The sequence below is a fragment of the Cytobacillus sp. QJM3NY_8 genome (assembly GCF_056173585.1).
This window is the reverse complement of sequence record NZ_CM149681.1, coordinates 2,156,319-2,177,578: the sequence shown is the minus strand read 5'-3', so window position 1 is coordinate 2,177,578 and position 21,260 is coordinate 2,156,319. Positions and strand designations below refer to the sequence as shown.

The following is a 21,260-nucleotide window of genomic DNA, read 5'->3' as shown; positions in this document are numbered from 1 at the left end:
AAAATATTATTTTCAACCAAGTATTGCATATTTTTTGCAAGATGGCAATACTTTAATTCTTTTAATCTAATGAACTGCTTCCTCTCCCTGATAAATTCGAAATGCCGGTACAATCGTATCCGACACAATCTCTTTCCCTTTTTCCCGGATGAAATCCAATTTATAGTACGCATCAAACCTCTGGCTGATCTCTGTTTTCACCAACTCAGGCGGAGTAACGACGATGAATTGAAACTTCAGCTTATCAGCTACAGCGAAAATCGGGTCAAGCACATGGGCAGAAGCCGCTTGTCCGAACGGATTATCACAGACTAACGGAACCCAGCTTTGATCAGTTTCACTCTTAACCGAAAGAAGCATCATCATCATGACCATGCGGGCAGATAACTTTTGGCCGCCGCTGCCATCCGATTTAGTCTTTGAACCCTGGTTGATCGTCTGCCAGGTTGAATAATGCTCACGCTGCGGTTTTCCATACATGAAGGCATTATCAGTACGCATATTATATACCAGCAGTTCCGGGTAACGATTCCTGAGGGAGACAAATAAAATCTGCTCATCACTGATGAGCTGTTTGATTTCCTGATCCAGCTCCAGATTATGGTCATCAATCATCTCGAATCGTTTCGTAATTTTGTTAATGGCCGAAACAAAATGCTGTTTCAGTAAAGGTTCAATATCTTCCGCTTTTTTAGGCAAGATGTCTTCTTTGAGCTGGACGAGCGGGAAAGACCCCCGTTCATTCTTCAGCTTCATTTTCGCAATCATCGAGCGAATCGCTTCCGAAATACTCATCACCTTCATACTCGCACGGCTTGCCCAGAAGTTTTGCGCCTTTTCTGCCCGTTCTTTATCGCGTTCCAGCTGCTCTAAGCCGCTCTGTGAGAAGCGCTTCATGTTTTGGACAACACTTTGAATATGTGCATAATGCCTCGTATCCATATGATCAAGCGTAGTTAAGACTTCATTCTTAAAGCGGATCTCCCAATCCTTGCCTTCAATATTGAGTTTTAAATTGCGCAGGGATTGTTCAATTTTTGCGTGCTTCTCCTGGCCTTCATCCTGGATACCCTGATGTTTTTCACTCCAGGAAATGATGCTTTGCTTTCCCTGGCTCTTTATTTTTTCAATATCTTCATCCGTAAAAGCTGCTGCTTCCTCTTTAAGGATTACGGATAGATGCAATTGATTGTTTTCAAACTCAGCAATGTTTTGCTCCGTCTCTTTTTTGCGCTCTTCCGTTTTCTTAATTTCTGCATTCGTCTGTTTGGTCTGGTCTGTAATCTCAACCGTCTTCACTTCCAGATCAAGTTCTTCCCATTCTTCAGGCTGTTTATCATGCTTGGCCACTTTTTTAACAGTCTTATCACGCTGCGCCTTCGCATGCTTTAAAGAAGTGTCAGCAACTGTTACAGTTGTTCCCTGCTCTCGCTCTTCTTTCTCTGCTGCCTTTGTTTCCTTTGCAGCTGTTTGAACCATCTTTTCCAAAATACTCATAGGTTCATCCGGTACAGACGCATCCTTCCACTCTTCGTTAAGAGCATGAAGTTTTTTCTCCAGCTTCTTTTGCTGTTTTTGCTCCGATTCTCTTGTCGCCTGGATCGCCAGCAATTCACTGGCTTGTTCTTCTTTTGATTTTTGCAGCTGTTTAAGCTCCTCAATGCTTCCAATGATTTCTTCCAGCATATGCGATGATAATCGCGGAACCTCTTCAGAAGCTTCTGCTTTCTCAGCGGCTGGAAAAACCGCACCATCAATAAAGAAGCTAATCTCCTTAATATTTTGCTCAGCTGATAGCTTCCATTCCAAGTACGTTTGGCTCCACTTTTCCTGCAGATCAATGATGGTCTGATGCTCGTTTGCAAGCTCTTTCTGTACACTTTCGAAAGCTTCCTTTTGTTTCTCTTTTTCCTGCTTTACCCGTTTATTTTCAAGGTGCAGCGACTTTTCACGATTAAAGCTTTCCAGAGACTCCACATCTTTAGATAGATTTTCAATCTTTTCCTTCGTCTTTTCAAGCTGATCTCTAAGTCCCAGCTGCCGTTCTTTTTCTTTTTCCTCCTGAACGATGATGGCCTGTAATTCGTTTTTCTTGGAAAGCAGGGCTTCTTTTTCCTGAAGCAGCGCTCTTTCAATATCACCGGCAAGGTCATTGGAAAGGAAACGGTCGATTTCTTTTAAAATGCGGCGGAGAGAACTCTCTGTTTGTTCCATTTCTAGAAGTGCATCTTTTTTTTCTTCTATTTCTTTGGCAATCTTAATTTTCCAGTTCGTGAACTGATTTTTATTTGTCAGAAGTTCCTTCTCCGTACCGGTGATCATCACAAACGTATTTTGCTGATTTTCGCCCGCCATTTCTTCCCTCATAAAAATCGGGACAGGGCTCTTAAACATTCTTCCTGCAAGGACCTGTTTATTCACTTTTTCCCATTGCGGCCTGCTGACCACTAAGCCGTAGGGCAGGAGCGGATGAGTGAGCATGTGGCTAGCCATTTCATCCGGTTTTAAAGATTGCAGAAATTGTGAGCCGTAGAACACATCTATCCCTGTTTTCTCATCAATCCATTCCTTCAGTTCCTTCACATCATTATTCGCAATCCAGAAATGCTCATCATTCAAAGCAAAATCCAGCTGCGTTTCCCAGAGCGCTTTCTTTATTTCTTCCCCTTGCTCACGATTTTGAACGAGGAGCTCTTCCACCTGCTGGGCATATTTGGATAAAAGAGCATTCGTGAACTGCGCTGAGACATCGTCAAGCACAACTTGCAGCTTATCGTACAGCTTCGCTTCTTTTCGATGCATCTCTTCACTTTTCATCTTTAACTCTTTACACTTCTCTTCAGAAAACTGAATGGATTGAGCAAGCGTACCATGCGCAGATGCTAGCTGATTTTGCTTTTCATTTGATTGTTTCTCTTTTGCCTGTAAATCTTCGAGAGCCTCTTTTTTGGTTTCTATCTGCTTGTTAAGATTTTCGATAAATCCCTGTAAATCATAGGTTAAGCGATCACCGAATTCTTTGATAAGTTGTTCTTCTTTTGATTCAAATTCATGAATTTTAGTATAAAGAAAATCAATTTCCGTACGAAGCTGGGCAATCTCCCGGGTCTTTTGTTTATCCTGCTTTGACAGTTCGTTTGTTTTCTTCTTTAAAAACTTCTGATATCCGGAATAATGCTGAACGGCTTCCCTAATAGCTGCGGCGGATTTTTCCCAATGCTGTGCCGCTTCTTTTTTGATTTCATCCATTCTTTGATTCACTTGCTCCAGGCCGCTGTTTTGCTCAAGCTTCACAATCTGCTGGGAAAGAGCGCGGATGCTCTGTTCCCCTTCATGCCATTCTTTCAATAAAAGGTGAAAAGCCAGCTCATCTTTTCGCTCCTGCTTTTCTTTCACCGTTTCCTGCAGGATCGTATGCTTCTTCTGTTCTTCCCCTAGTTTCTTCTCCCAATCCAGCACTTCCCGGTGAGCTTTTGCATACTCAAGGTTATCTTTCTGAAAGCGCAGTTCCACTTGCTTGCCCGTTAATTTTTCGATTTCCTTTTCCAGCTCAATGAGTGTTTCTTCTTCCGTTTTCTTCAAATGCTCCAAAGCACCAAGCAGCTGTCTCCCGACCTTAATGCTGTCTTCAACAATTTCTTTATGCTTGATGCCCTTTGCCAGACTCTCTTCAAATGGAATAATATCTTCCAGGAACTCTTTATGAGCCTGCTCTCTTTTGAGCAAAACAGGCAGGTCCTTTGCAATACTTGCCTGACTCTTAAAAATCTCCACCAGATCGTTCTTCTGATGCTCCGTTCGGTGCAGGATCTGACTGACTGTAGGAATAATCCGCTTTTGGAACAGGGAATGATCATCCTCAGCGCCTTCAAAGAACTTTCCAACGCCGCCTTCATCCTTGTTAATGTCTTTCATAATATCCCAGTCTTTGCGGTTAATGCCGTATGTATCAAGGATGCGGTAGTGCTTCTTTGTATCGCGGTAGACATCATAGCCATTCCATTTTAAATAATCCTTCAGGCCTTCCGTATCAGCCAGTTCACCATCTTCATAGAGCGGAATATGTTCAAGGGATGCTTCTTCTTTCCGTTCAAACTCCCTTGTATAAAACGTAATATTCGGGACAATTTTTGCTTCCTGTTCAAGTGTTTTGGCTTCTCCGCCTTCTTCGTTCATGGAAATCCGCTGTTCTGCTGAAAACATTCCGCCCGTCACCAAATGCCTGCAATCAGCCCCGTCGAGCTCCCATTGCATAAGAACATGAAAGGTATAAGGAATGAATTGCTCTTTATTATTAAAAAAGAATTGCTGATAATAGCGATTATTCTGCTTTCCCCAAGAAGTTCCTGGCTTAAGAATCTGGAAAATGGTCTGCAGGAAAACCCCTTTCCCTCCTCCATTCATCATGGAAATAAGGCCATTTGTGGAGGTCTCTTCATTATGGAAGTTAAATGTTGTATCCTTGTATTGCTTTTGCATGCCATCATATTTCAGGCCGGCAATTCTAATTCGATGGATTTTCGGCATGCTGATCCTCCTCTGTCGTCATTAATTCCTTGAACATTTCATAACGGTCATAATCATGATACAAATATTCAATCCGCTCAAATAATTCCTGTTTCGGAATCGCCTTTGGAATATCCTCCCGATCGAGAATGACGATAAGTCCTTCTGTCTCCAAAAGACGCATACTGCTTGCAATCAAACCGATACGCGTCCGGCGATTGGCTTTCTTAGATCCATAATCATCGGTGTCGACCTCCATGTATTTCCATGTTGTCACAACATCCTTCATATCAACTTTTTCCTCTTCTCCAAAATCCTGCTTTACCTTAAGTATGCTATCCCAATTCATGATGACATCATTGACTTGCCGTTCCAGGGTATAGAAGCTAATCCCTTCACGCTTCGTACGGATTTTAGCCGCCTGGCTGCGGTCGATGCTTGCCAGGAATGCCATAATGACTACGCTCATCAGGTGAAAATGTTTCTTCGTTTCAACCTGCTTATGCCTATCCTTCATATGAGTAAAATTTGTAGCAAAAACAGAGCCGGTCGGCTGCACGACGAGCTGAATCCGTTTTGGCGATTCAATGATAAAGGTGCCGGATTCGTCTGCCAATAAAAGTACCGTCTGTCTTACATCAGGATCGAAATACGCCTGAAAGTGCTCGCTGTTTTCGTCGATGACTTTGTCTTTTAAAAGCGTAAAATAAACCGCTGATGCTTTCTTGATACTATCTGCACTCATCATTTCTCCTCCTGTACACAAATTTTAAACGGAGTGATTTTCATTTGATACCAGAGGAAGGGTTCAGCCCGATGATCAAATTCGGTATAAATTTTCAAGCCTTCAAACACCTGGAATTGCGGGTATTCCTGCATCAGTTTATAGAGGAGAATCTCCCGTTCATCACTTAATGACTCTTCTTTCCGATGCAGCACCTGAACCTTCAGCGGTTTTTTATCAAACATCATCCATAAATCAATCGTTTCCGATTCTTCAAACCATAAATCCTGGACTTCGAGCGGCAATGTCGTTAAATCAGCCAAGGAAAACTCTCCGTATGTCTGCAAATATTGAAACACATAGCTCCAGGCCTTGATGACAGAATCCCAGTTCGTTACCCTCTGATGGATAATGCTTTCCTCTTGCGCTTCTTCCTCCATTACCTCTGTCAGCTGCTTTTCATCAAATTCCTGCTCTCCCCAAATCCAGTCCAAAGGTAAGATAAATTCATTCCTTGGCGAAAATAAAGGACCTAATACTTTTTCAACTCTATCGAATGAAGAAAACCCTTCTTTCATGAACCAGTTCTCATAAATATGTTCCCTGAATGAAACAAGGCTCGTTTCCCAAAACAGGGATGGGTTTTCCGCTTTCAGCTTCATTTCATAAGAGATATTTTGAATCACAAGCTTGGCGAAACGGTCATGCAGCTGCCTTGTATGGCCGACCTTTTCCTGGAGAAGGATCAATTCTTTTTGAATAAGATCATCTTCCTCATTTCTTCGTTTCGTTTTCTCAATCATGCTGCTGATGGTGCGGAAGTGATTCTTCTCTTCTTCGAACTGCTTTTCAATTTCCGCACGGTTATCAGCCCTTTGCATTTCTTCTTCCATCAATAAGATTTTGGGATTATTGATCATTTCTTTTTGAAAGGAAAATTCTTTTGCCATTAAGCGGTTAACCCGTGAAATGAGGTGATCGAGGTTTCGAGTAGCTTTGCGGAAATTACCGTTTTTTATCAGCTGCATACTATAAAGCTGTTCAATGGTGATCGAGAATTCCTCTGCCATTTCCCTGCTCATGAAAATCATCTCCTGTGAGACATCGGTGAGCTTGTAGACAATGGATCCGCCTATCTCCAGGTTCGTATATAATTCATCCATCGTCACATAGCGGAAAACCTGAGTCTCCCATGATTGCCTGATTTCATCGTAATATAGGGCTTCAAAAGGTCTGCTGTACTCTTCTTTCCCCTGATACAGAAGCCCGCTTGTGATCCGTTCAACCTGCTTCTCATCGGCCAAAAGCTTCATTTGCTTAATTGAATCTTCGACCATATACTTAATATCCGATTTTCTCCGATGATCATCATCATTCAATTCCCGATAAAAAATGGTAAGGAGCACCTGCATCAGAATCGTTTGGATATGAGGCTTCAGCTCTCCGACTTCCATTCCTCTCCCAAGTTCAAACAGCGGGTTCAATCGCTGCATCCGCTGGGCGAATCCTTCCCATGATTCGTTCACATCCATCTCCTCCATGTTTCAATTGTTAAGACTTCCTGAGGAATCCGTTTTTTTTCCTGCCATAATTGCATTAAGAGTTCCTGCTCTTCTTTCGTAAACCACCTGAAGAACGCATCTCGGTATTTAAGATTTTGAAGCTGGCCAGATTTCTGTTCATTTCTTTGATCCAGACATTCAAGCATTTTACGATAAATCTTTAATGCAGGCTGAATGCAGCAATCCGGGTATTTTTCAATCAGCCGGGTCATGATCCCGTATCCTGCCGCATCAAGATCTCCTGCATAGTAGAAGAGATACGATTTAGCCGGAAAAATTTTAAAGAAAAACGAAAAGCTCCGTTCAATTTTAGTGCCTTCCCCATAAATGATGAGTTCCGGCTCATAATCAAGCAGATCACTTTCCAATAATTGAATGGAAGTATGAAAGAATGATAGTTTCTCGACAATCAGCACTCTCTGAATATCTTTGATTTCTTTTCCCTGCTTCATCCAAAATACAAAAGGCTCCCCGTATTTCACTACTTTCAGCTGCTCTTCAGATACGCCAATTCGGGCTAAAAAGCCTTTTCCATCAGGAAAACTGACCCCGTCATGCAGGAATTCTTCATGGCCGAACAGCTCCAGGCTTCGTTCTTCTAGTGAAACGACTTCCCGTTCACCGCTGGATTGGAGAAAACCATATAAACTCTGAATACGGCTCCATTCCTCTTTCGTCTGCCATTCCGGGTGCCTTTCATAAAATGAAAAATCAAACAGATCACTCAGCTTCATCATCCCGAGCCGGTCCCATTTGTCGGCTTGAGCCTTCACATTAACCCAGTAATATAAAGGCAAAGACGGTGTTTTCCCATTGTGTTGATTATTATGTATAGGAGTCAGCTGCCCTTTATCTTGCAATGATTGAATGGCTTCATAAAACAGCGAATAACCATCCATTTCGTAATAATCATCCAGCAATTTTCGCAGCTGAAATTCTAAATCGTTTATGTTTAACTTCTTCTTTTGCTTCGGGTGCTGAATATCTTCAATGAAACTTCTCACCCTTGTTTCGATGATGTTGATTTTTTTCACCTTCTTAAACATCTTGGGGTCAATAGAGACCACTATTATCCATGAGGACATCATTTTTATTATAAACTAGTTGAGGAATTGATGGTAATCGGATTTTAAAATGGATGGTAGTAAATAGGTGCTTGCCCCACACTTGTTAACGTATAAATTAACAGAGGGCATGCACCTTTTTTTGGTAATCCTATTTGAGTTTGGAAGAGGCGAAGAGGACAACTTATAAAGATGAAAAAGTCTTTAGCACATTTTACTAAAGTTTGAAATAGTGTCTTTTGAATGCTATTTTATCGTAAAAAACAATTTTTACGAAATGTAGTTTCACTCACCAGACCATACTAGGTCCAGCATATAAAGTTGATTGTTTTAAAGGTTTATTAATGTTATATTTCGTTAGAAATCCCTGAACTTGTTGAAAAAACCATTTTGGAGCATTTGGGTGTATGTAATTTCATCAATTAACCGATTTAGATCCACATATAATCCGGCACCCTCTTCTTTGATAGATTCATATATCGCCAAATCGAAGAATTTCCACCACTCACGCTGTTTTCTACTGAAGATGGTAGTTATGCAAAGGACATCAAGGGTTGTTCGTAGGGTTTTAAATATTTTATAGTCATAAAAAGTATGGATATCAATCCGTTCTTATGTCGGTAATTATGAGGGAGATCTAAGGAAATGTCCGTTTCCAACAGTTGGATATATATTTAAAATACCTTTTTTCCTTCATGTATTGAACCAGCTATTTATAATAGCCTGGTTCTTTCTTCGTTTTGGATTATTAGTAGAAATGGGAGCTGCCATATCCTCAAAAAGAAATTAGGTTTTTTATTTTGTTCTGTTCTTAATGTAGTGGTTGAAAAAAAGCTTCATAAGCTTTTCGTGGATTTGCAAACCATTCTGCAACTTCATCTGCGATCTTTTGATTTTCTGCTCCCGATAACAGGGTTTGAACAACATGCTCAGGCAGTACCTGAGTCATTGCATTTGTCCATGCTGTTACTTCTTTTACAAATGTTTTTGTACGATTCCAATATGTCTCTCCAAGTTGGATGTCCCATTTTGAATTTCTATATTGAATCAAAGTCTCATACAATTGTTCAGCACAATGGGAAGAAAGATTACAGCCTTGGCCAGTAATCGGATCATTAAGAAAAACACTATCTCCACAACCAACTATTAGTTTGTTTTTAAACGTTACGTAAGGTTTTCTAATTACAGGCTTAATGGCAACCTTGAGGAAGCCATTTTCATCGGAAAGAGCAAAGATATCTTGTTCGATACGTTCATGGATATCTTGGAAATATTTTTTTGTTACATTTTTCATTTGATTTGTAAATTCTTTTTCGTGCTTAATTTCTTTAAATACATCTAACTCTCTGTCTGGAATTGCCATAATGAACAATATAGTAACAGGCCCTTGTTCTGTGATTGCAGGAATCTCAAACATTTCACCTATTTCAGGCAGAACTGTTACGCTTATACCAAGAGGATGAACTGGCTTCACCCCCAAAAAATAACCAACGATGCATTTTCGTTGAGGCACTTGGAAGGGAGAAAACTCCTTTTCAATAGGAAATGAAAAGAGAGGGCCCGATTTTCCAGTACAATCAATTATTAAATCAAACTCATCTACCAAACTTTCTACCCGTTGTTTATTTACTCTTAAAAGTCGAAAAGAGACACCCTTGCTTTCAAGATCCTTCAAACAGTGTGAAAAGTAGAAACGCTGGTCAACAGATAATGCTGGCTCTTTTAGCTTTCCAACAAATAGTTTTTGATTACCAATTGTCATATGGATACTTTTGAGAAGAGTTTTATCTTCCCACTTTGGCATTTTAAAGCGATTTTCACGGGTTCTTGTTGATCCAAAGTGTACTTGGGTAGACAAAATTCGTCCATTTCGGATCTTATCCGAAGAGTTTGAGTGAATTACAGTCACATCAAATTCTTCTTTAAGAGAATAAGCCAGCTGTAAACCTGCTGTGCCACTGCCTATAATACATATTTTCTTTCTCAAGATTCTCTCCCCTTTGTTATTTGGTAGCCGTAAAGATAGTATAATAACATTGTTAATTTTCTGACTTTTATAGTCTAAATAAAACACAGAGTGATGTAAATGCGACGATTTATTTAATTTCCAGATTTATGATGTCTAAGTCAACGATCGCTTTTTCCGCAATCTGGCCCGATTGCAGAATAAAAAATTCCTGTATATCAATACAGGAATTTTAACCAATCTTTTTTATAGATTATCGAACTTTATTTTAAATCAACAGCTGATCAAAAGATTAGCTTAAATGGTATTTATGCCACTATCAGTTCTGTAAACGATGGCTGCCTGTTTTTTATTTCTTCAAGTCCTAATAAGAACAGTATATTTTGTTTGATTATATTTAGTGTGGACATTGATTCAGGAGCATTGATCCGCTCGCCATTTGGAAGATTTATTTTGTTACCCCCTTCCCTCTTTCTTGCATTAAGAAAGCTTGTGAGTCTGCAAAGAATAGATTAAACTCCAGGAGCATTTCGTCTGCTAAGCTTAATCCATGAAAACAAACATTAGTGAGTCTCTTCGTGACTTATCGAGTTTATCTCTAACAATATGTTTGCTTCTTAGGAAAGGTACACAACAGCCTAATCCTAGCTTTTATCGCTAAACAGATATTAAAGGCTGCAATAAATATGGAAAAACAACTTTAAACCAAACTTCTTATAGATGAATGAATCTGCTGCCAAGGCTGTTGCTAAAGAATTAGTTTATTCCGAAGTAAAAGGTCAATACTCACACGGAGCTAGGATTTATTTAATGGGAAAAGGTATTTAGGAGTAAAGATGCTCATATAGGGGGAGCGTGGAAGGACCCAACCACAATCAATTTTTGCTAACAAAAAACGCGGAGCCTATGCTGTCCGCGCTTTTTTAAAACAAACGTATGTGATTACCGTTCTTCATAATATCATGAGAAAAGATCAATGATTTGTAACTAAAAAGATCTCCAAATTTTAGCCCCTTTTTATCAAGGACCTCACATATCATTTGTTATTATTTTTTATTGAAAATCCAGTTATTAATATCAGACTGTACGCCCAAAGCAGCCAGGAAGCGAATAAAGGAAGAGAATCATTAGTTAAATTCGGAAACACTTTTGCAAAATAAATAATGCTTAATATATCCAGCAGCATTCCTGGGAGAGCAATTTGCACAGCTGCCTTTAAACGTTCTGTTTCTGGAATTTCCCTAAAATAATAGTAAGGATAGGTTGCAATTATAATCAAAGGAATCGCCAGAATAAAAATCGAGAGCACTAAAAATACCTGTCCAGGAATTAAAAAAGTTTGTCCAAATAAACGGAATAATATAGTTGCTGACATCCATAATAAAAAGCCCCATGCAATGTTAATCATAAAAATACACCTCCTGCAAGATGTGCTTTATTATTCGCTGGAAATCGTTTACCTCCTGCTAATAATTGGTGAATTTTATGTAAAGATCCTTCGGGTGTTACCCTGCATCAGGAAATTCTTTTTCTGACTGGTACATATAAATCAACCTTACATTTCCCCTCTTCATCTTCAGCGGGATTATTCAAATTAAACTCAAGGTTGTGCCGATCGTAATCCGGTTCATATTCGCTATTTGGCAGCCATTCCCCAAACATGTATTGATAGGCACCATTCAATTTATCAGGGATATCATAGAAACGATACAGAGCATAATTTCCGCCAGGCAGCTTTCTAAATTTCACTTTTTGATGTTTTTCTTTATCAAAACCCTCAGGAATGGTAACACAGGCATCGTGGCGGCAATCCTTGCTTTCCACCAGTTCAGGATTATCCAATGAAATGCCGATAAAAGATTGCTTCGGCGGCATCAGCCCATTGGTGTTTGCCCAGCTAATCAAATCTCCCCAATGATCCTGCAGTTCAAAATAACTTCCGGTACGCCTGATAAATGCAACTTCAGTTTGTGGTAATTCCATTACAATGATATTCATTTTCACATCTCCTTCATGGAAGTATTTACCTCAAAAAAATTTCGCTGCCTTTCTTAAATTTCCTCCTCACTTTGATTTTTTATTGCCAATAAAAAAAGCGCGCAGCTTTTATGACTGTACGCGCTTTTATATAGCAAAAGCATGATTGCCGATTTTTTTCACAACTTGACGTGAATAGATCCACTGGCTTGTAGCTGTTTCAGGGTTATAAAAATATAGGAGCTCTTCGTTTTGCTCCTTATCAACAAGAGCTGTCTCAACGGCCTGAACTGCTTCATTACTTGCCGGCTCATTGATGGAACCATTTTGAACAGGTTCAAAAGCATTCTTTTGATAAATAACATCCTTGACTGTATCCGGGAATTGTTCATGCTCGACACGATTCAGCACTACGTCAGCAACCGCAACTTTCCCTTCAAACGGCTCCCCTTTTGCTTCAGCCTGTACAAGTCGGGCAAGCAGTTTTTTTTCTTCCTCTTTGATGAAGCGATGATCCGTTAATGATGACTCCTTCGCATCAACCTCTACTTTTTTATATGTCAGTGTTTCTGCGGCTTTTTGACCCACTGTCTCAGCATCGAAATGATCAGCAGGAAACACGCTATATGAACCCATAATGAGTGAAATGGCAGCAACAAACGTTACTAAATTTTTCATTTGTAAACCTCCTGTTTGTAGTTTTTAGGCAAAAACAGGCCACTTACAAGGCTAACAGGTTTACAGGGATAACTCATTAGTGAATCTATGGGAGAATTACCAATCTAGAAAATGGAATTTTTAATTTGCTCATGTAATAACTTAACTTATAATTTGTTATAGCATGACTGAAAAAAATAATTTTACGAATCAGTTAAACAGGTATAAAGAATTGAAAGAGGTGTTACTTTAATTGAAAGTACTTGAAACAGATCGATTAATTCTTCGCTGGTTAACACCAGATGATGCAGCCTTTATTCTTGAACTTTTAAATGAGCCTTCATGGATTCGTTTTATTGGAGATAAAGGTGTACGTACCCTCGAGGATGCTAAGAATTATATTGTTTCCGGCCCCATGAAAATGTACTCCCAGATGGGCTTTGGCCTTTTTATGGTTGAACGAAAGGAAGGAAGCATTCCTATTGGAATGTGCGGATTGATAAAACGGGATACTTTAGATAATGTTGATATTGGCTTTGCTTTTTTATCAACATATCAAACGCAAGGTTATGGGTTCGAGTCAGCTTCTGCTACATTGAAATATGGTCATGAGGAGCAGGATCTGAAACGGATCCTTGCCATCACTTCCTTGGAAAATCAGGCTTCCTCCGGGCTGCTTGAAAAAATCGGGATGAAATATGAAGGAACGATTATTTTGGATAAGGAAAAGCTTAAATTGTTTGCATCCGAAAAATAAGTTCTTGGAGTATTTTTTCTATCCTTTAAAAAAGGTGTCTCCCCCACTCATTAAAAATTATGCAGGGGCAGACACCTTCTTTCAAACTTAAATATCCATTAAATTTCCCATCAGTTTTTCCTTTGTCGCTTCATCCGCAAAAGAAGCTTCCACACTATTCATATATATTTGTTTATAATCCTCAGCACTCATAGCAAATTCATTTGAGACTATATCACATTCCTTTGTCATTGTTGTATCTGATACCGTTCTGTTGTCCGTATTAACTGTTACTTTTATGCCATCCTTATGGAAGTCGTAAATGGGATGATCGCTGAATTGGTTAACAGCTTTGGTTTGAACATTACTGGTTGGGCATAGCTCTAGCACCACTTGTTTTTCCTTCACAATTTGGTACGCCTCTTCACAGTCTTTAATAAATACACCGTGTCCAATTCTTTCAGCTCCCAGCCATTCAACGGCCTCCAGCACATTTTTACCGATTCCCGTTTCACCGGCGTGGATGGTAACTTTGTATCCATATTCTCTGGCCAGTGCAATCGGTTCAATGAATTTTCCGCAGAAGCCTTCCTCCTCGGATGCACATAAATCGATTGCGACAACCCCTTTTCCGAGGAATGCCTTTCCCTTTTCGACGACCTCAAATGCACTTTCCACACTCATCGTTCGCATACATGACAAAATGATATTTCCTTTAATATCAAATTCTTCTTCTGCTTCTCTCATCCCTTCAATCACACTTTGGATGATTTCTTCTACGGTTAATCCCTTTCGCGTATGAAGTAATGGGGCAAAGCGGACCTCCATGTATTTCACATTTTCCTTTGCTGCATCTTCAAAGAGCTCAAAGGAAATTCTTTTTAAATTTTCCTTTGACTGCATGACTAAGTTTGGAATGGAGAATCTTTTTAAATATTCATCCAGGGAATCGCAATCCAACGGGGCAATTAGTTCTTCTTTGATTTTTTCTTTATCAAAGGAGGGCAGGCTAATGCCTTCTCTTTTGGCGATATCTATGATGGTTTCTGGTCTGACACTCCCGTCCAAATGGCAGTGAAGTTCAATTTTAGGCAAAATAGTAAAATTCATAGCTGGACCTCCTAGATTTTTTACAAAAAAAAATTCCTGATTACGAAGAAAATACAGCACATGTATCTTCTTCGTAATCAGGAATTATTGGTTCCTGGTAGAGACCTCCAAACCATATTATTGGAGTTATACGAATGAAAGTATTTCATTAGGTTTTTTTAAAGGATAAATAATATTAGCTTTTTTGTCAATCACTTTTTTAAAGCTTTAGCAGCTCTTCAATATGCCCTATTGCACTATGAAGCCGTTCCTTATAATCTCCGCTCAGGGTTTTGTAATCAATCTTATGATTGTTCAGCAGTGTTTTTAGAGCATCGTTGTTTTGGAGCCTTATATCGTGCTCTCCATGAACACGAAGTCCATCGTCCACCCATTTCACATCAGGTTCAAGGTATAGCCAAAGGTCATAATCCTGCAGGCTCGCTATTTCATCCAGCACTGTTTGATGCTCATTGTTGTATAGATTTGAGTAAAATTGAGTCACGATTGCCTCTGTGTCGATAAAAACAATCCTATTCGCTTTTTCAATCGCCTTCATTTCTTCAAGCTTATGGCCGTAAGCGATTTTGTGGTAATCTTCCTTCACTATGATACCTTCGCAGCCGCCTAGTTCTTCACATACAATTCGGCCATATTCCTCAACATAGGAAGTATTATAAACTTTAGCAAGATTTCTTGTCAGGGTAGATTTCCCGCAGCTTTCGGTTCCTACCAAAACAACCTTTTTAACGAAATAAGGTTTAACAAAGTCAGGAATGTACTCCCAATGATGAAAGACGCCTTCATTACGGATCGCTGTTGCTGATATATTCACATGTCTCCGATTCGGATCAATCAATTCGTGTTTCGCCTCAGGATAAAGTTCATTAAAGATATCGCTATATTCATACTCTGAACTAAAGACATAATCAATGTGCTTTCCAATTGCCTTTTTTATATTCCCGGCACCTTCAGCCCAGTTGTAATCTTCATTCCCCTGATCGTCTTGAATGGAAATGACCTTAACATGCGTCATATCTTTTGTTAATTGACTGAGCCACCGCAAACGGATCTGAGGCGGAATATAATCCATTTTAGAACGCTGGCACAATTGCCTGTCACGCAGTTCGCTATGGGACAGTACAACGTACAGTTCGTCAACGATGGATGAGGCCTGCACGATGGCATAGACGTGGCCAAGATGCAGGGGGAGAAACTTGCCTCCAATAAACCCAACTGTCATTTAAACCGCCTCCTTATTCTGTTTCACATATAATTTCCGCCAGTTGATATAACCATAAATGCTGTTGAACAGGAAAGCAGTCCACATGACTAGCATCGAAAAGTCATTGCCTCCCTGTGAGATGAGAGCACTTGCCCAAAGAATAATGGATAATACATTAACGGAAATCCACAGGAGCCATTGCTCCGCAAATCTCTTCAGCATCAGTATCTGCGCAGTTATAGAAAGGACGTTTGTAGCTGAATCCGTCCAGACAAAATTGCCCTCTAAATATCTAAGGAAATACCCATATCCAATTGTAAGGACGACAATGGATACTAATGTATAGAGCCAGCCCTTTGTTGTCAGACTATTAACCTTCACATCTTCCCCTTTAACATCCCGATTTGTTTTATGCTGTCTCCACAGATAAATCCCGATAAATTGCACCGGAAAATAAAACAGGGCATTGAGCATGGCTTCTCCATAAAGACCATAACCGTAAGCAATATAAGCATAAGTTAAGGTCTGCACGATACCAAAGTAATAGTTTGCAATCTTCCCCTTCGCCACCAGAACCACACATAACATCCCGCTTATGGATGATATGAGGCCTAGAAGTGAATCTGACCAGGCAAAGAAAAGATAAATGTTAACCAACGTAAAAGTGATCAGCCATATAATTTCAAACCGCGTCCAGTTCTTAAAAATCCCCATGTGAATCTCTCCCCTTATATGATTTGCTTTTCACCCTTGCAGCTTATTTCTATACACGGACACAATCGGCTGGAAGTCATTAAATCGATAAAGCTGAGCCGGCGTCTTGGAATATCGGTTCGATTTCTTAGGCTTCCCGTCTTCAGATACCGCTTCAATAAAAGGAAGTGTCGGTGCTTTTCTGAAAAAGGCAGCATCAGTCGAGATCGAAGGATCATCCAAAACTGTCAATAAGACGCCCTGAAGTTCAGAAAGCACAAATTCCTCCGGAAGAAAATGCTTAGCAAGTGTTGTGAGTGCCATATCTTTTTTAATAAACCAAAGTGCATCATCCATAATGGTCCGATGATCGAATGCAAGATCAAGTTCAAGTGCCTCTTCAAGAGTAAACAGCCCAATTTCAGAAGCATCATAAGTCTTTTTCCGGCTCCTTAATGCCGCTTCATTTGCAATGACATAATGTGCATTAGACATAATCCATCCCCGCAGATCCCGGCCAGGAGAATCATAGACACCAAAATGCTTTATTTTCAGCCCTTCCACTCCGGTTTCCTCGGCTAACCTTCGCTCTGCTGCCTGAAACGCTGTCTCATTGGGACGTACAAATCCTCCCGGGAGTGCCCACTTTCCTGCTTCCATATTTGGATTTCCATCATGGTCCAGCTCGCTTCTTTTAATCAGCATGATTTTCAATTCTTTTTTTGGAGGTTTATATTCTCCCGAGAGCTCAGATGTAATTGTAAAAACCGCTATATCACTTGTATAACCGTCTGGGGTAATATATTTATTCTTCAATTTTGTTCACCTCATTTTTAATTAACATTTTGTTAATTGTTAATTAAAATATATTCCATAATTTGCTGTTAGTCAAGATAATTTTACAAAGAGGATTTCTTTTAAGAGAAAGATGCTTATTACCTTAGTTCATTTACCTTTTAACGCATTTTTGAGCATAAAAAAAGAAAGTGCCAAATGATTAGACACTTTCTTTTTTATCTTAATGCTGATTTTTAACTACTTCTTGACCACGGACATTCCACGTTACAGCGAATATGATGGCTGCAAGGACACAAGATGCGGTTAACAGCATAAATCCTGCATCCCATCCAGATGCATCTACGATAACACCCATTAACGCATTAGCTGTTACAGTACCTCCGAGGTAACCAAACAATCCAGTTAATCCTGCTGCAGTTCCGGCAGCCTTTTTAGGAACGAAATCAAGTGCCTGAAGGCCGATTAACATTACCGGTCCATAAATAAGGAAACCGATCGCAATCAAACAAATCATATCGATCGTTGGATTTCCTGCAGGATTAAACCAGTAAACAAGAACAGCGATCAATACTCCCAGCATAAACACAAAGCCTGCAGGACCACGGCGCCCTTTGAAAAACTTATCTGAGATCCAGCCGCATAATAGTGTTCCTGGTATACCCGCCCACTCATATAGAAAATAGGCTACGCTGGACTTGCTCATATCGAACCCTTTTTCTTCGCTCAAATAAGTTGGTGCCCAGTCCAGTACACCATAGCGGACGAAATAAACGAAAATGTTTGCAATAGCAATGGCCCAAACCCATTTATTATTTAATACATACTTGAAAAGAATTTCTTTTGTTGTTAATTCTGTTTCAAAAGTTTTCTTGGTTTTACTTGGATAATCATTGCGATATTCTTCAATGGATGGCAGCCCAACCGATTGAGGAGTATCACGAATGAGGAAGTAGGCAAGGAATGCAACAACAATAGCTACAAGTGCAGGTAATATAAATACACCTTCATAGCCTGAAGAAGAGCTTCCGGCTATGCCTGCGAACATCGCTGCACCCGCCACGGCAAGAGGTGCCATCAGCCCCCCGCCGACATTATGGGCTACATTCCAAATGGCTGTTTTGTTTCCTCTTTCATTGATGCTGAACCAGTGTACAAGAACACGGCCAGATGGCGGCCAGCCCATTCCCTGGAACCAGCCATTTAAGAAAAGCATAATAAACATAATAGCAACAGACGAAGTAAAGAAAGGAACAAACCCCATTAATAAAGAAATAATAGCAGATAGAATTAACCCTGCAGGCAGGAACATCCTTGGATTGCTCCGGTCTGAAAAGGTCCCCATGACAAATTTACTGATGCCATAGGAAATAGAAATAGCAGATAGCGCAAAGCCAAGTTCAGTTTTGGAAAAACCTTCTTCAATAAAGTAAGGCATGGCCAGTGAGAAGTTTTTCCGGATCAAATAATACGCTGCATAACCAATGAAAATTCCCAGAAATACTTGAAATCTAAGTTTTTTATACTCAGAATCAATTTGTTCTTCAGGCAATCTTTCAATTGGGGGAGCAGGCTTAAACAGTTTGAACATTTAGGTTCCCCCTAAGATAGATTTGACAACAATATTAACTGCTAAAAAAAACAAAACCCATACTTTAATAACACTTCCAGGAATGGAAGTGCAAAAAAGCATGGGTTCTCCGTTTCTCCACCATAGTTAACTTGTTATGTCACAATTCTAGTATTATTTGTAAACGTTGTCAATAGCCTATAAAACTATTTAGATTGTTTTCGATAGGTACAAAAAAGGTGCCTGCCCTCTTAATCTTTAAGGGCCAGACACCTAAATCCATACCTATAGCTTCACTTCAACTGGCTTAACTGCCGTTTCTGCTTCACTTTTTACAGCAGGTTTCTTCGACCAATAAGTCGCAAGAATCGGCCCTGAAATGTTATGCCAGGCAGCTGCCAGCACACTTGGAAGTGCTGCCAATGGACCAAAGTGTGCAGTTGCAAGTGCAACACCTAAACCGGAGTTCTGCATTCCAACTTCAATGGCAATCGCTCTTCGGTTTACTTCATCCTGCCCAAGCACTTTTCCTGAAAAATAGCCAAGCAGGAGTCCGAATCCATTGTGAAGCATGACGGCTGTAAAAATCAGAAGCCCAGATGCGGCAATGGTTGCTGAATTGCCTGAAACGACTGCAGCTACAATTGTGATAATAGCTGCTACCGAAATAAGCGGTAATATAGTTAAGCTTTTTTCAACGGCCACAGGGAAGAATTTCTTGATGGCCAGACCTAGAACAATCGGTACAATGATAACCTGGACAATAGACATAAACATGGCTACAGCATCAACCGGCATCCATTGGCCGGCAAGCATCAGGAGAAGGAGCGGTGTCATGATCGGTGCCAATAGAGTTGAAACGGAAGTCATAGCGATGGATAACGGTACATTTCCCTTTGCCAGATACACCATAACGTTAGAAGCCGTTCCCCCAGGTACACACCCAAGCAAAACAAGTCCTGCTGCCAATTCCGCCGGCAAATTCAACAGTTTTGCAATGACGAAAGCGACCAGCGGCATGATGATGAACTGTGCACAAACTCCGATTAACACAGGCAGTGGTTTGGTAAAGATGATTTTAAAATCGACTGCCTTCAGTGTAAGCCCCATTCCAAACATGACGACGCCGAGAAGGATGGTGATATAGCCCCCCAATCCCAAAAATGGGTCTGGAAACATAAAGGCAATAACCGATGTTAAGATAACCCACACGGCAAAATATTTTCCGGCAATGGTACTGACCGCTTCTAATACCTTCATATCATCACGCTCCTTCTTTAGTCTTTAAGATTTTATTTGGATTAAAAAGGTTTTCTGGATCGAGTGCCTGTTTGATTTTTTCCATCACTTGCAGGGCTTGCCCATGTTCTTGTTGCTGATATTTCTGCTTGCCTACACCCACTCCATGCTCACCTGTGCATGTTCCGCCCCGCTCAAGAGCATAGAGGACAATTTGTTCATTGAACTTTTCTGCCTTAGCCACCTCATCCGGGTTACTCATATCAATCATGAGAAGTGTATGATAATTTCCATCTCCCACATGACCGACGATGCCTCCAGGAAGCCCCAGTGAATCTACCGCTTCCCTGGCATGGCTGATAGCGCCAGAAAGTTCTGAAATCGGAAGGCATACATCTGTCACCATCATTTTCTTACCGGGATGGCCGTGGATATAAGCATAAGCAAGGTTATGCCGGGCCTCCCACAAACGATTTCTTGCGGCATTATCTGTTTCAAATTCAATATCGAGGCAACGGTGGTCCTCAACTATTTCTCTTGTGAATGCGACATCCTGTTTCAAGCCGGCTTCATTGCCGTGAAATTCCAGAAAGAGTGTTGGACTTTCGTTATAGTTTGTTTCACTGAACAGGTTCACCTGCTTCATGGATGGTTCATCGACAAGCTCCACCCTGGCAATCGGAACACCTGCCTGTAATATGGATACAACCGCTTCAACCGCATCGTTCAAGGATGGAAATGAGGCTCTTGCAGCCATCACATGCTCGGGAATACCATATACTCTTAATGTCAATTCCGTAAAGCAGCCAAGCGTCCCCTCAGAACCAACAAATAAACCATTCAAATGGTATCCCGATGAAGATTTAGCAGCTAAATTTCCTGTATGTATGATCGACCCATCAGCCAGAACCACTTCCATATCACGCACCTGATCACGCATGACTCCATATTTGACCGATGTTGTTCCGCTGGCATTGGTTGCCGCCATTCCGCCAAGCGTAGCATCCGCTCCCGGATCCACAGAGAAAAACAATCCATATTTTTTCAATTCCTTATTAAGCTGCGTGCGTGTCACACCAGGCTGTACACGGACAAGAAAATCATTTTCACGCACTTCCAGGATTTTATTCATTAAGGAAAAATCAATCGTAATTCCATGTTCGTAAGGTATGACATGCCCCTCGAGACTGGATCCCAGACCAAAAGGAACGATGGGAACTTTATATTGGTTTGCCAGCTTTACAACTTCACTGACCTGCTGGGCTGTTTCAGGAAAAACCACAATATCAGGAAGGCTCTCCTTATGGTAGGATTCATCCCTTCCATGCAATTCTCTTACTGTCTGATTTTCTGTTACCTGCTGCTCAGAAAGAACCTCCTTTAAAGCATGTACGAGGCTCATACTAGCTGTTTCCATCCTATACTCCTTCTTTCTTCTGCTGAAAATTTGGTCAAAC

Annotated in this window: 16 protein-coding genes and 1 riboswitch; of the genes, 1 reads left to right on the top strand and 15 read right to left on the bottom strand. The window is 40.5% G+C overall.

Going from position 1 to position 21,260, the window contains the following annotated elements; translation table 11 throughout:
* Positions 1 to 66: 66 nt before the first annotated feature.
* The 8 genes from AC0VZ9_RS11385 to AC0VZ9_RS11350 all read right to left on the bottom strand — a co-directional run bounded on the left by AC0VZ9_RS11385 (position 67) and on the right by AC0VZ9_RS11350 (position 12,477).
* On the bottom strand, positions 67 to 4,527 hold the full coding sequence (locus tag AC0VZ9_RS11385) for a coiled-coil domain-containing protein (RefSeq protein ID WP_475397408.1): 4,461 nt from the start codon (positions 4,525 to 4,527) through the stop codon (positions 67 to 69).
* A complete protein-coding gene (locus AC0VZ9_RS11380; protein ID WP_475397407.1) occupies positions 4,505 to 5,251 on the bottom strand; it encodes a DUF6063 family protein in 747 nt (248 codons plus the stop codon). Before AC0VZ9_RS11380 ends, AC0VZ9_RS11385 begins: the two co-directional genes overlap by 23 nt.
* Positions 5,251 to 6,762, bottom strand: a complete 1,512-nt coding sequence (locus AC0VZ9_RS11375) for a hypothetical protein (RefSeq protein WP_475397406.1) — start codon at positions 6,760 to 6,762, stop codon at positions 5,251 to 5,253. The genes AC0VZ9_RS11380 and AC0VZ9_RS11375 overlap by 1 nt, the downstream gene beginning before the upstream one ends.
* A complete protein-coding gene (locus tag AC0VZ9_RS11370; protein ID WP_226280714.1) occupies positions 6,753 to 7,826 on the bottom strand; it encodes a Wadjet anti-phage system protein JetD domain-containing protein in 1,074 nt (357 codons plus the stop codon). Before AC0VZ9_RS11370 ends, AC0VZ9_RS11375 begins: the two co-directional genes overlap by 10 nt.
* An 841-nt stretch (positions 7,827 to 8,667) precedes the next feature.
* Positions 8,668 to 9,843 carry a styrene monooxygenase/indole monooxygenase family protein gene (locus AC0VZ9_RS11365; protein ID WP_071156522.1) on the bottom strand — a complete coding sequence of 392 codons (1,176 nt, stop codon included), beginning with the start codon at positions 9,841 to 9,843 and terminating at the stop codon, positions 8,668 to 8,670.
* A gap of 1,015 nt (positions 9,844 to 10,858) precedes the next feature.
* Positions 10,859 to 11,230, bottom strand: coding sequence for a DUF5367 family protein (locus AC0VZ9_RS11360; protein WP_009330527.1), 372 nt, complete (start codon positions 11,228 to 11,230; stop codon positions 10,859 to 10,861).
* Between the two features lie 107 nt (positions 11,231 to 11,337).
* Complete coding sequence (locus AC0VZ9_RS11355; protein ID WP_009330528.1) at positions 11,338 to 11,820, bottom strand: AraC family transcriptional regulator; 483 nt, start codon at positions 11,818 to 11,820, stop codon at positions 11,338 to 11,340.
* Positions 11,821 to 11,946: 126 nt separating this feature from the next.
* Positions 11,947 to 12,477, bottom strand: a complete 531-nt coding sequence (locus AC0VZ9_RS11350; RefSeq protein WP_009330529.1) for a cell wall hydrolase — start codon at positions 12,475 to 12,477, stop codon at positions 11,947 to 11,949.
* 232 nt (positions 12,478 to 12,709) lie between these two features.
* On the opposite strand from AC0VZ9_RS11350, the gene AC0VZ9_RS11345 reads away from it, so the two are divergent.
* Positions 12,710 to 13,213 (top strand): GNAT family N-acetyltransferase, encoded by a 504-nt coding sequence (locus tag AC0VZ9_RS11345; protein WP_019381971.1) that lies wholly within the window; start codon positions 12,710 to 12,712, stop codon positions 13,211 to 13,213.
* 87 nt (positions 13,214 to 13,300) lie between these two features.
* On the opposite strand, the gene add is transcribed toward AC0VZ9_RS11345, so the two are convergent.
* From add to AC0VZ9_RS11310, 7 genes are all read right to left on the bottom strand, one after another.
* Positions 13,301 to 14,302: an adenosine deaminase gene (gene add / locus AC0VZ9_RS11340; protein ID WP_009330532.1), complete on the bottom strand. Its 1,002-nt coding sequence runs from the start codon at positions 14,300 to 14,302 to the stop codon at positions 13,301 to 13,303.
* Positions 14,303 to 14,356: 54 nt separating this feature from the next.
* Positions 14,357 to 14,456: riboswitch (purine riboswitch) on the bottom strand.
* 45 nt (positions 14,457 to 14,501) lie between these two features.
* Positions 14,502 to 15,524: a multifunctional transcriptional regulator/nicotinamide-nucleotide adenylyltransferase/ribosylnicotinamide kinase NadR gene (gene nadR / locus AC0VZ9_RS11335; protein WP_475397405.1), complete on the bottom strand. Its 1,023-nt coding sequence runs from the start codon at positions 15,522 to 15,524 to the stop codon at positions 14,502 to 14,504.
* Positions 15,525 to 16,220, bottom strand: coding sequence for a nicotinamide riboside transporter PnuC (gene pnuC, locus AC0VZ9_RS11330; RefSeq protein ID WP_009330535.1), 696 nt, complete (start codon positions 16,218 to 16,220; stop codon positions 15,525 to 15,527).
* 30 nt (positions 16,221 to 16,250) lie between these two features.
* On the bottom strand, positions 16,251 to 17,015 hold the full coding sequence (locus AC0VZ9_RS11325) for an NUDIX domain-containing protein (protein WP_009330536.1): 765 nt from the start codon (positions 17,013 to 17,015) through the stop codon (positions 16,251 to 16,253).
* A gap of 202 nt (positions 17,016 to 17,217) precedes the next feature.
* The gene (gene glpT / locus AC0VZ9_RS11320) at positions 17,218 to 18,585 is read right to left on the bottom strand and encodes a glycerol-3-phosphate transporter (protein WP_475397404.1); all 1,368 of its coding nucleotides are present in this window, start codon (positions 18,583 to 18,585) and stop codon (positions 17,218 to 17,220) included.
* 264 nt (positions 18,586 to 18,849) lie between these two features.
* Positions 18,850 to 19,824, bottom strand: a complete 975-nt coding sequence (locus AC0VZ9_RS11315) for a bile acid:sodium symporter family protein (protein WP_009330538.1) — start codon at positions 19,822 to 19,824, stop codon at positions 18,850 to 18,852.
* A 4-nt stretch (positions 19,825 to 19,828) separates the two neighbouring features.
* Positions 19,829 to 21,220, bottom strand: coding sequence for an FAD-binding oxidoreductase (locus AC0VZ9_RS11310; protein ID WP_009330539.1), 1,392 nt, complete (start codon positions 21,218 to 21,220; stop codon positions 19,829 to 19,831).
* Between the last annotated feature and the right edge of the window lie 40 nt (positions 21,221 to 21,260).

Bases quoted from the DNA above. Each gene is read 5' to 3' on its own strand.
- AC0VZ9_RS11375 (WP_475397406.1), bottom strand. From the start codon at position 6,762: ATGGATGTGAACGAATCATGGGAAGGATTCGCCCAGCGGATGCAGCGA.
- nadR (WP_475397405.1), bottom strand. From the start codon at position 15,524: ATGACAGTTGGGTTTATTGGAGGCAAGTTTCTCCCCCTGCATCTTGGC.
- glpT (WP_475397404.1), bottom strand. From the start codon at position 18,585: ATGTTCAAACTGTTTAAGCCTGCTCCCCCAATTGAAAGATTGCCTGAA.
- AC0VZ9_RS11315 (WP_009330538.1), bottom strand. From the start codon at position 19,824: ATGAAGGTATTAGAAGCGGTCAGTACCATTGCCGGAAAATATTTTGCC.
- AC0VZ9_RS11350 (WP_009330529.1), bottom strand. From the start codon at position 12,477: ATGAAAAATTTAGTAACGTTTGTTGCTGCCATTTCACTCATTATGGGT.
- AC0VZ9_RS11310 (WP_009330539.1), bottom strand. From the start codon at position 21,220: ATGGAAACAGCTAGTATGAGCCTCGTACATGCTTTAAAGGAGGTTCTT.
- add (WP_009330532.1), bottom strand. From the start codon at position 14,302: ATGAATTTTACTATTTTGCCTAAAATTGAACTTCACTGCCATTTGGAC.
- AC0VZ9_RS11355 (WP_009330528.1), bottom strand. From the start codon at position 11,820: ATGAATATCATTGTAATGGAATTACCACAAACTGAAGTTGCATTTATC.
- AC0VZ9_RS11380 (WP_475397407.1), bottom strand. From the start codon at position 5,251: ATGAGTGCAGATAGTATCAAGAAAGCATCAGCGGTTTATTTTACGCTT.
- AC0VZ9_RS11360 (WP_009330527.1), bottom strand. From the start codon at position 11,230: ATGATTAACATTGCATGGGGCTTTTTATTATGGATGTCAGCAACTATA.
- pnuC (WP_009330535.1), bottom strand. From the start codon at position 16,220: ATGGGGATTTTTAAGAACTGGACGCGGTTTGAAATTATATGGCTGATC.
- AC0VZ9_RS11385 (WP_475397408.1), bottom strand. From the start codon at position 4,527: ATGCCGAAAATCCATCGAATTAGAATTGCCGGCCTGAAATATGATGGC.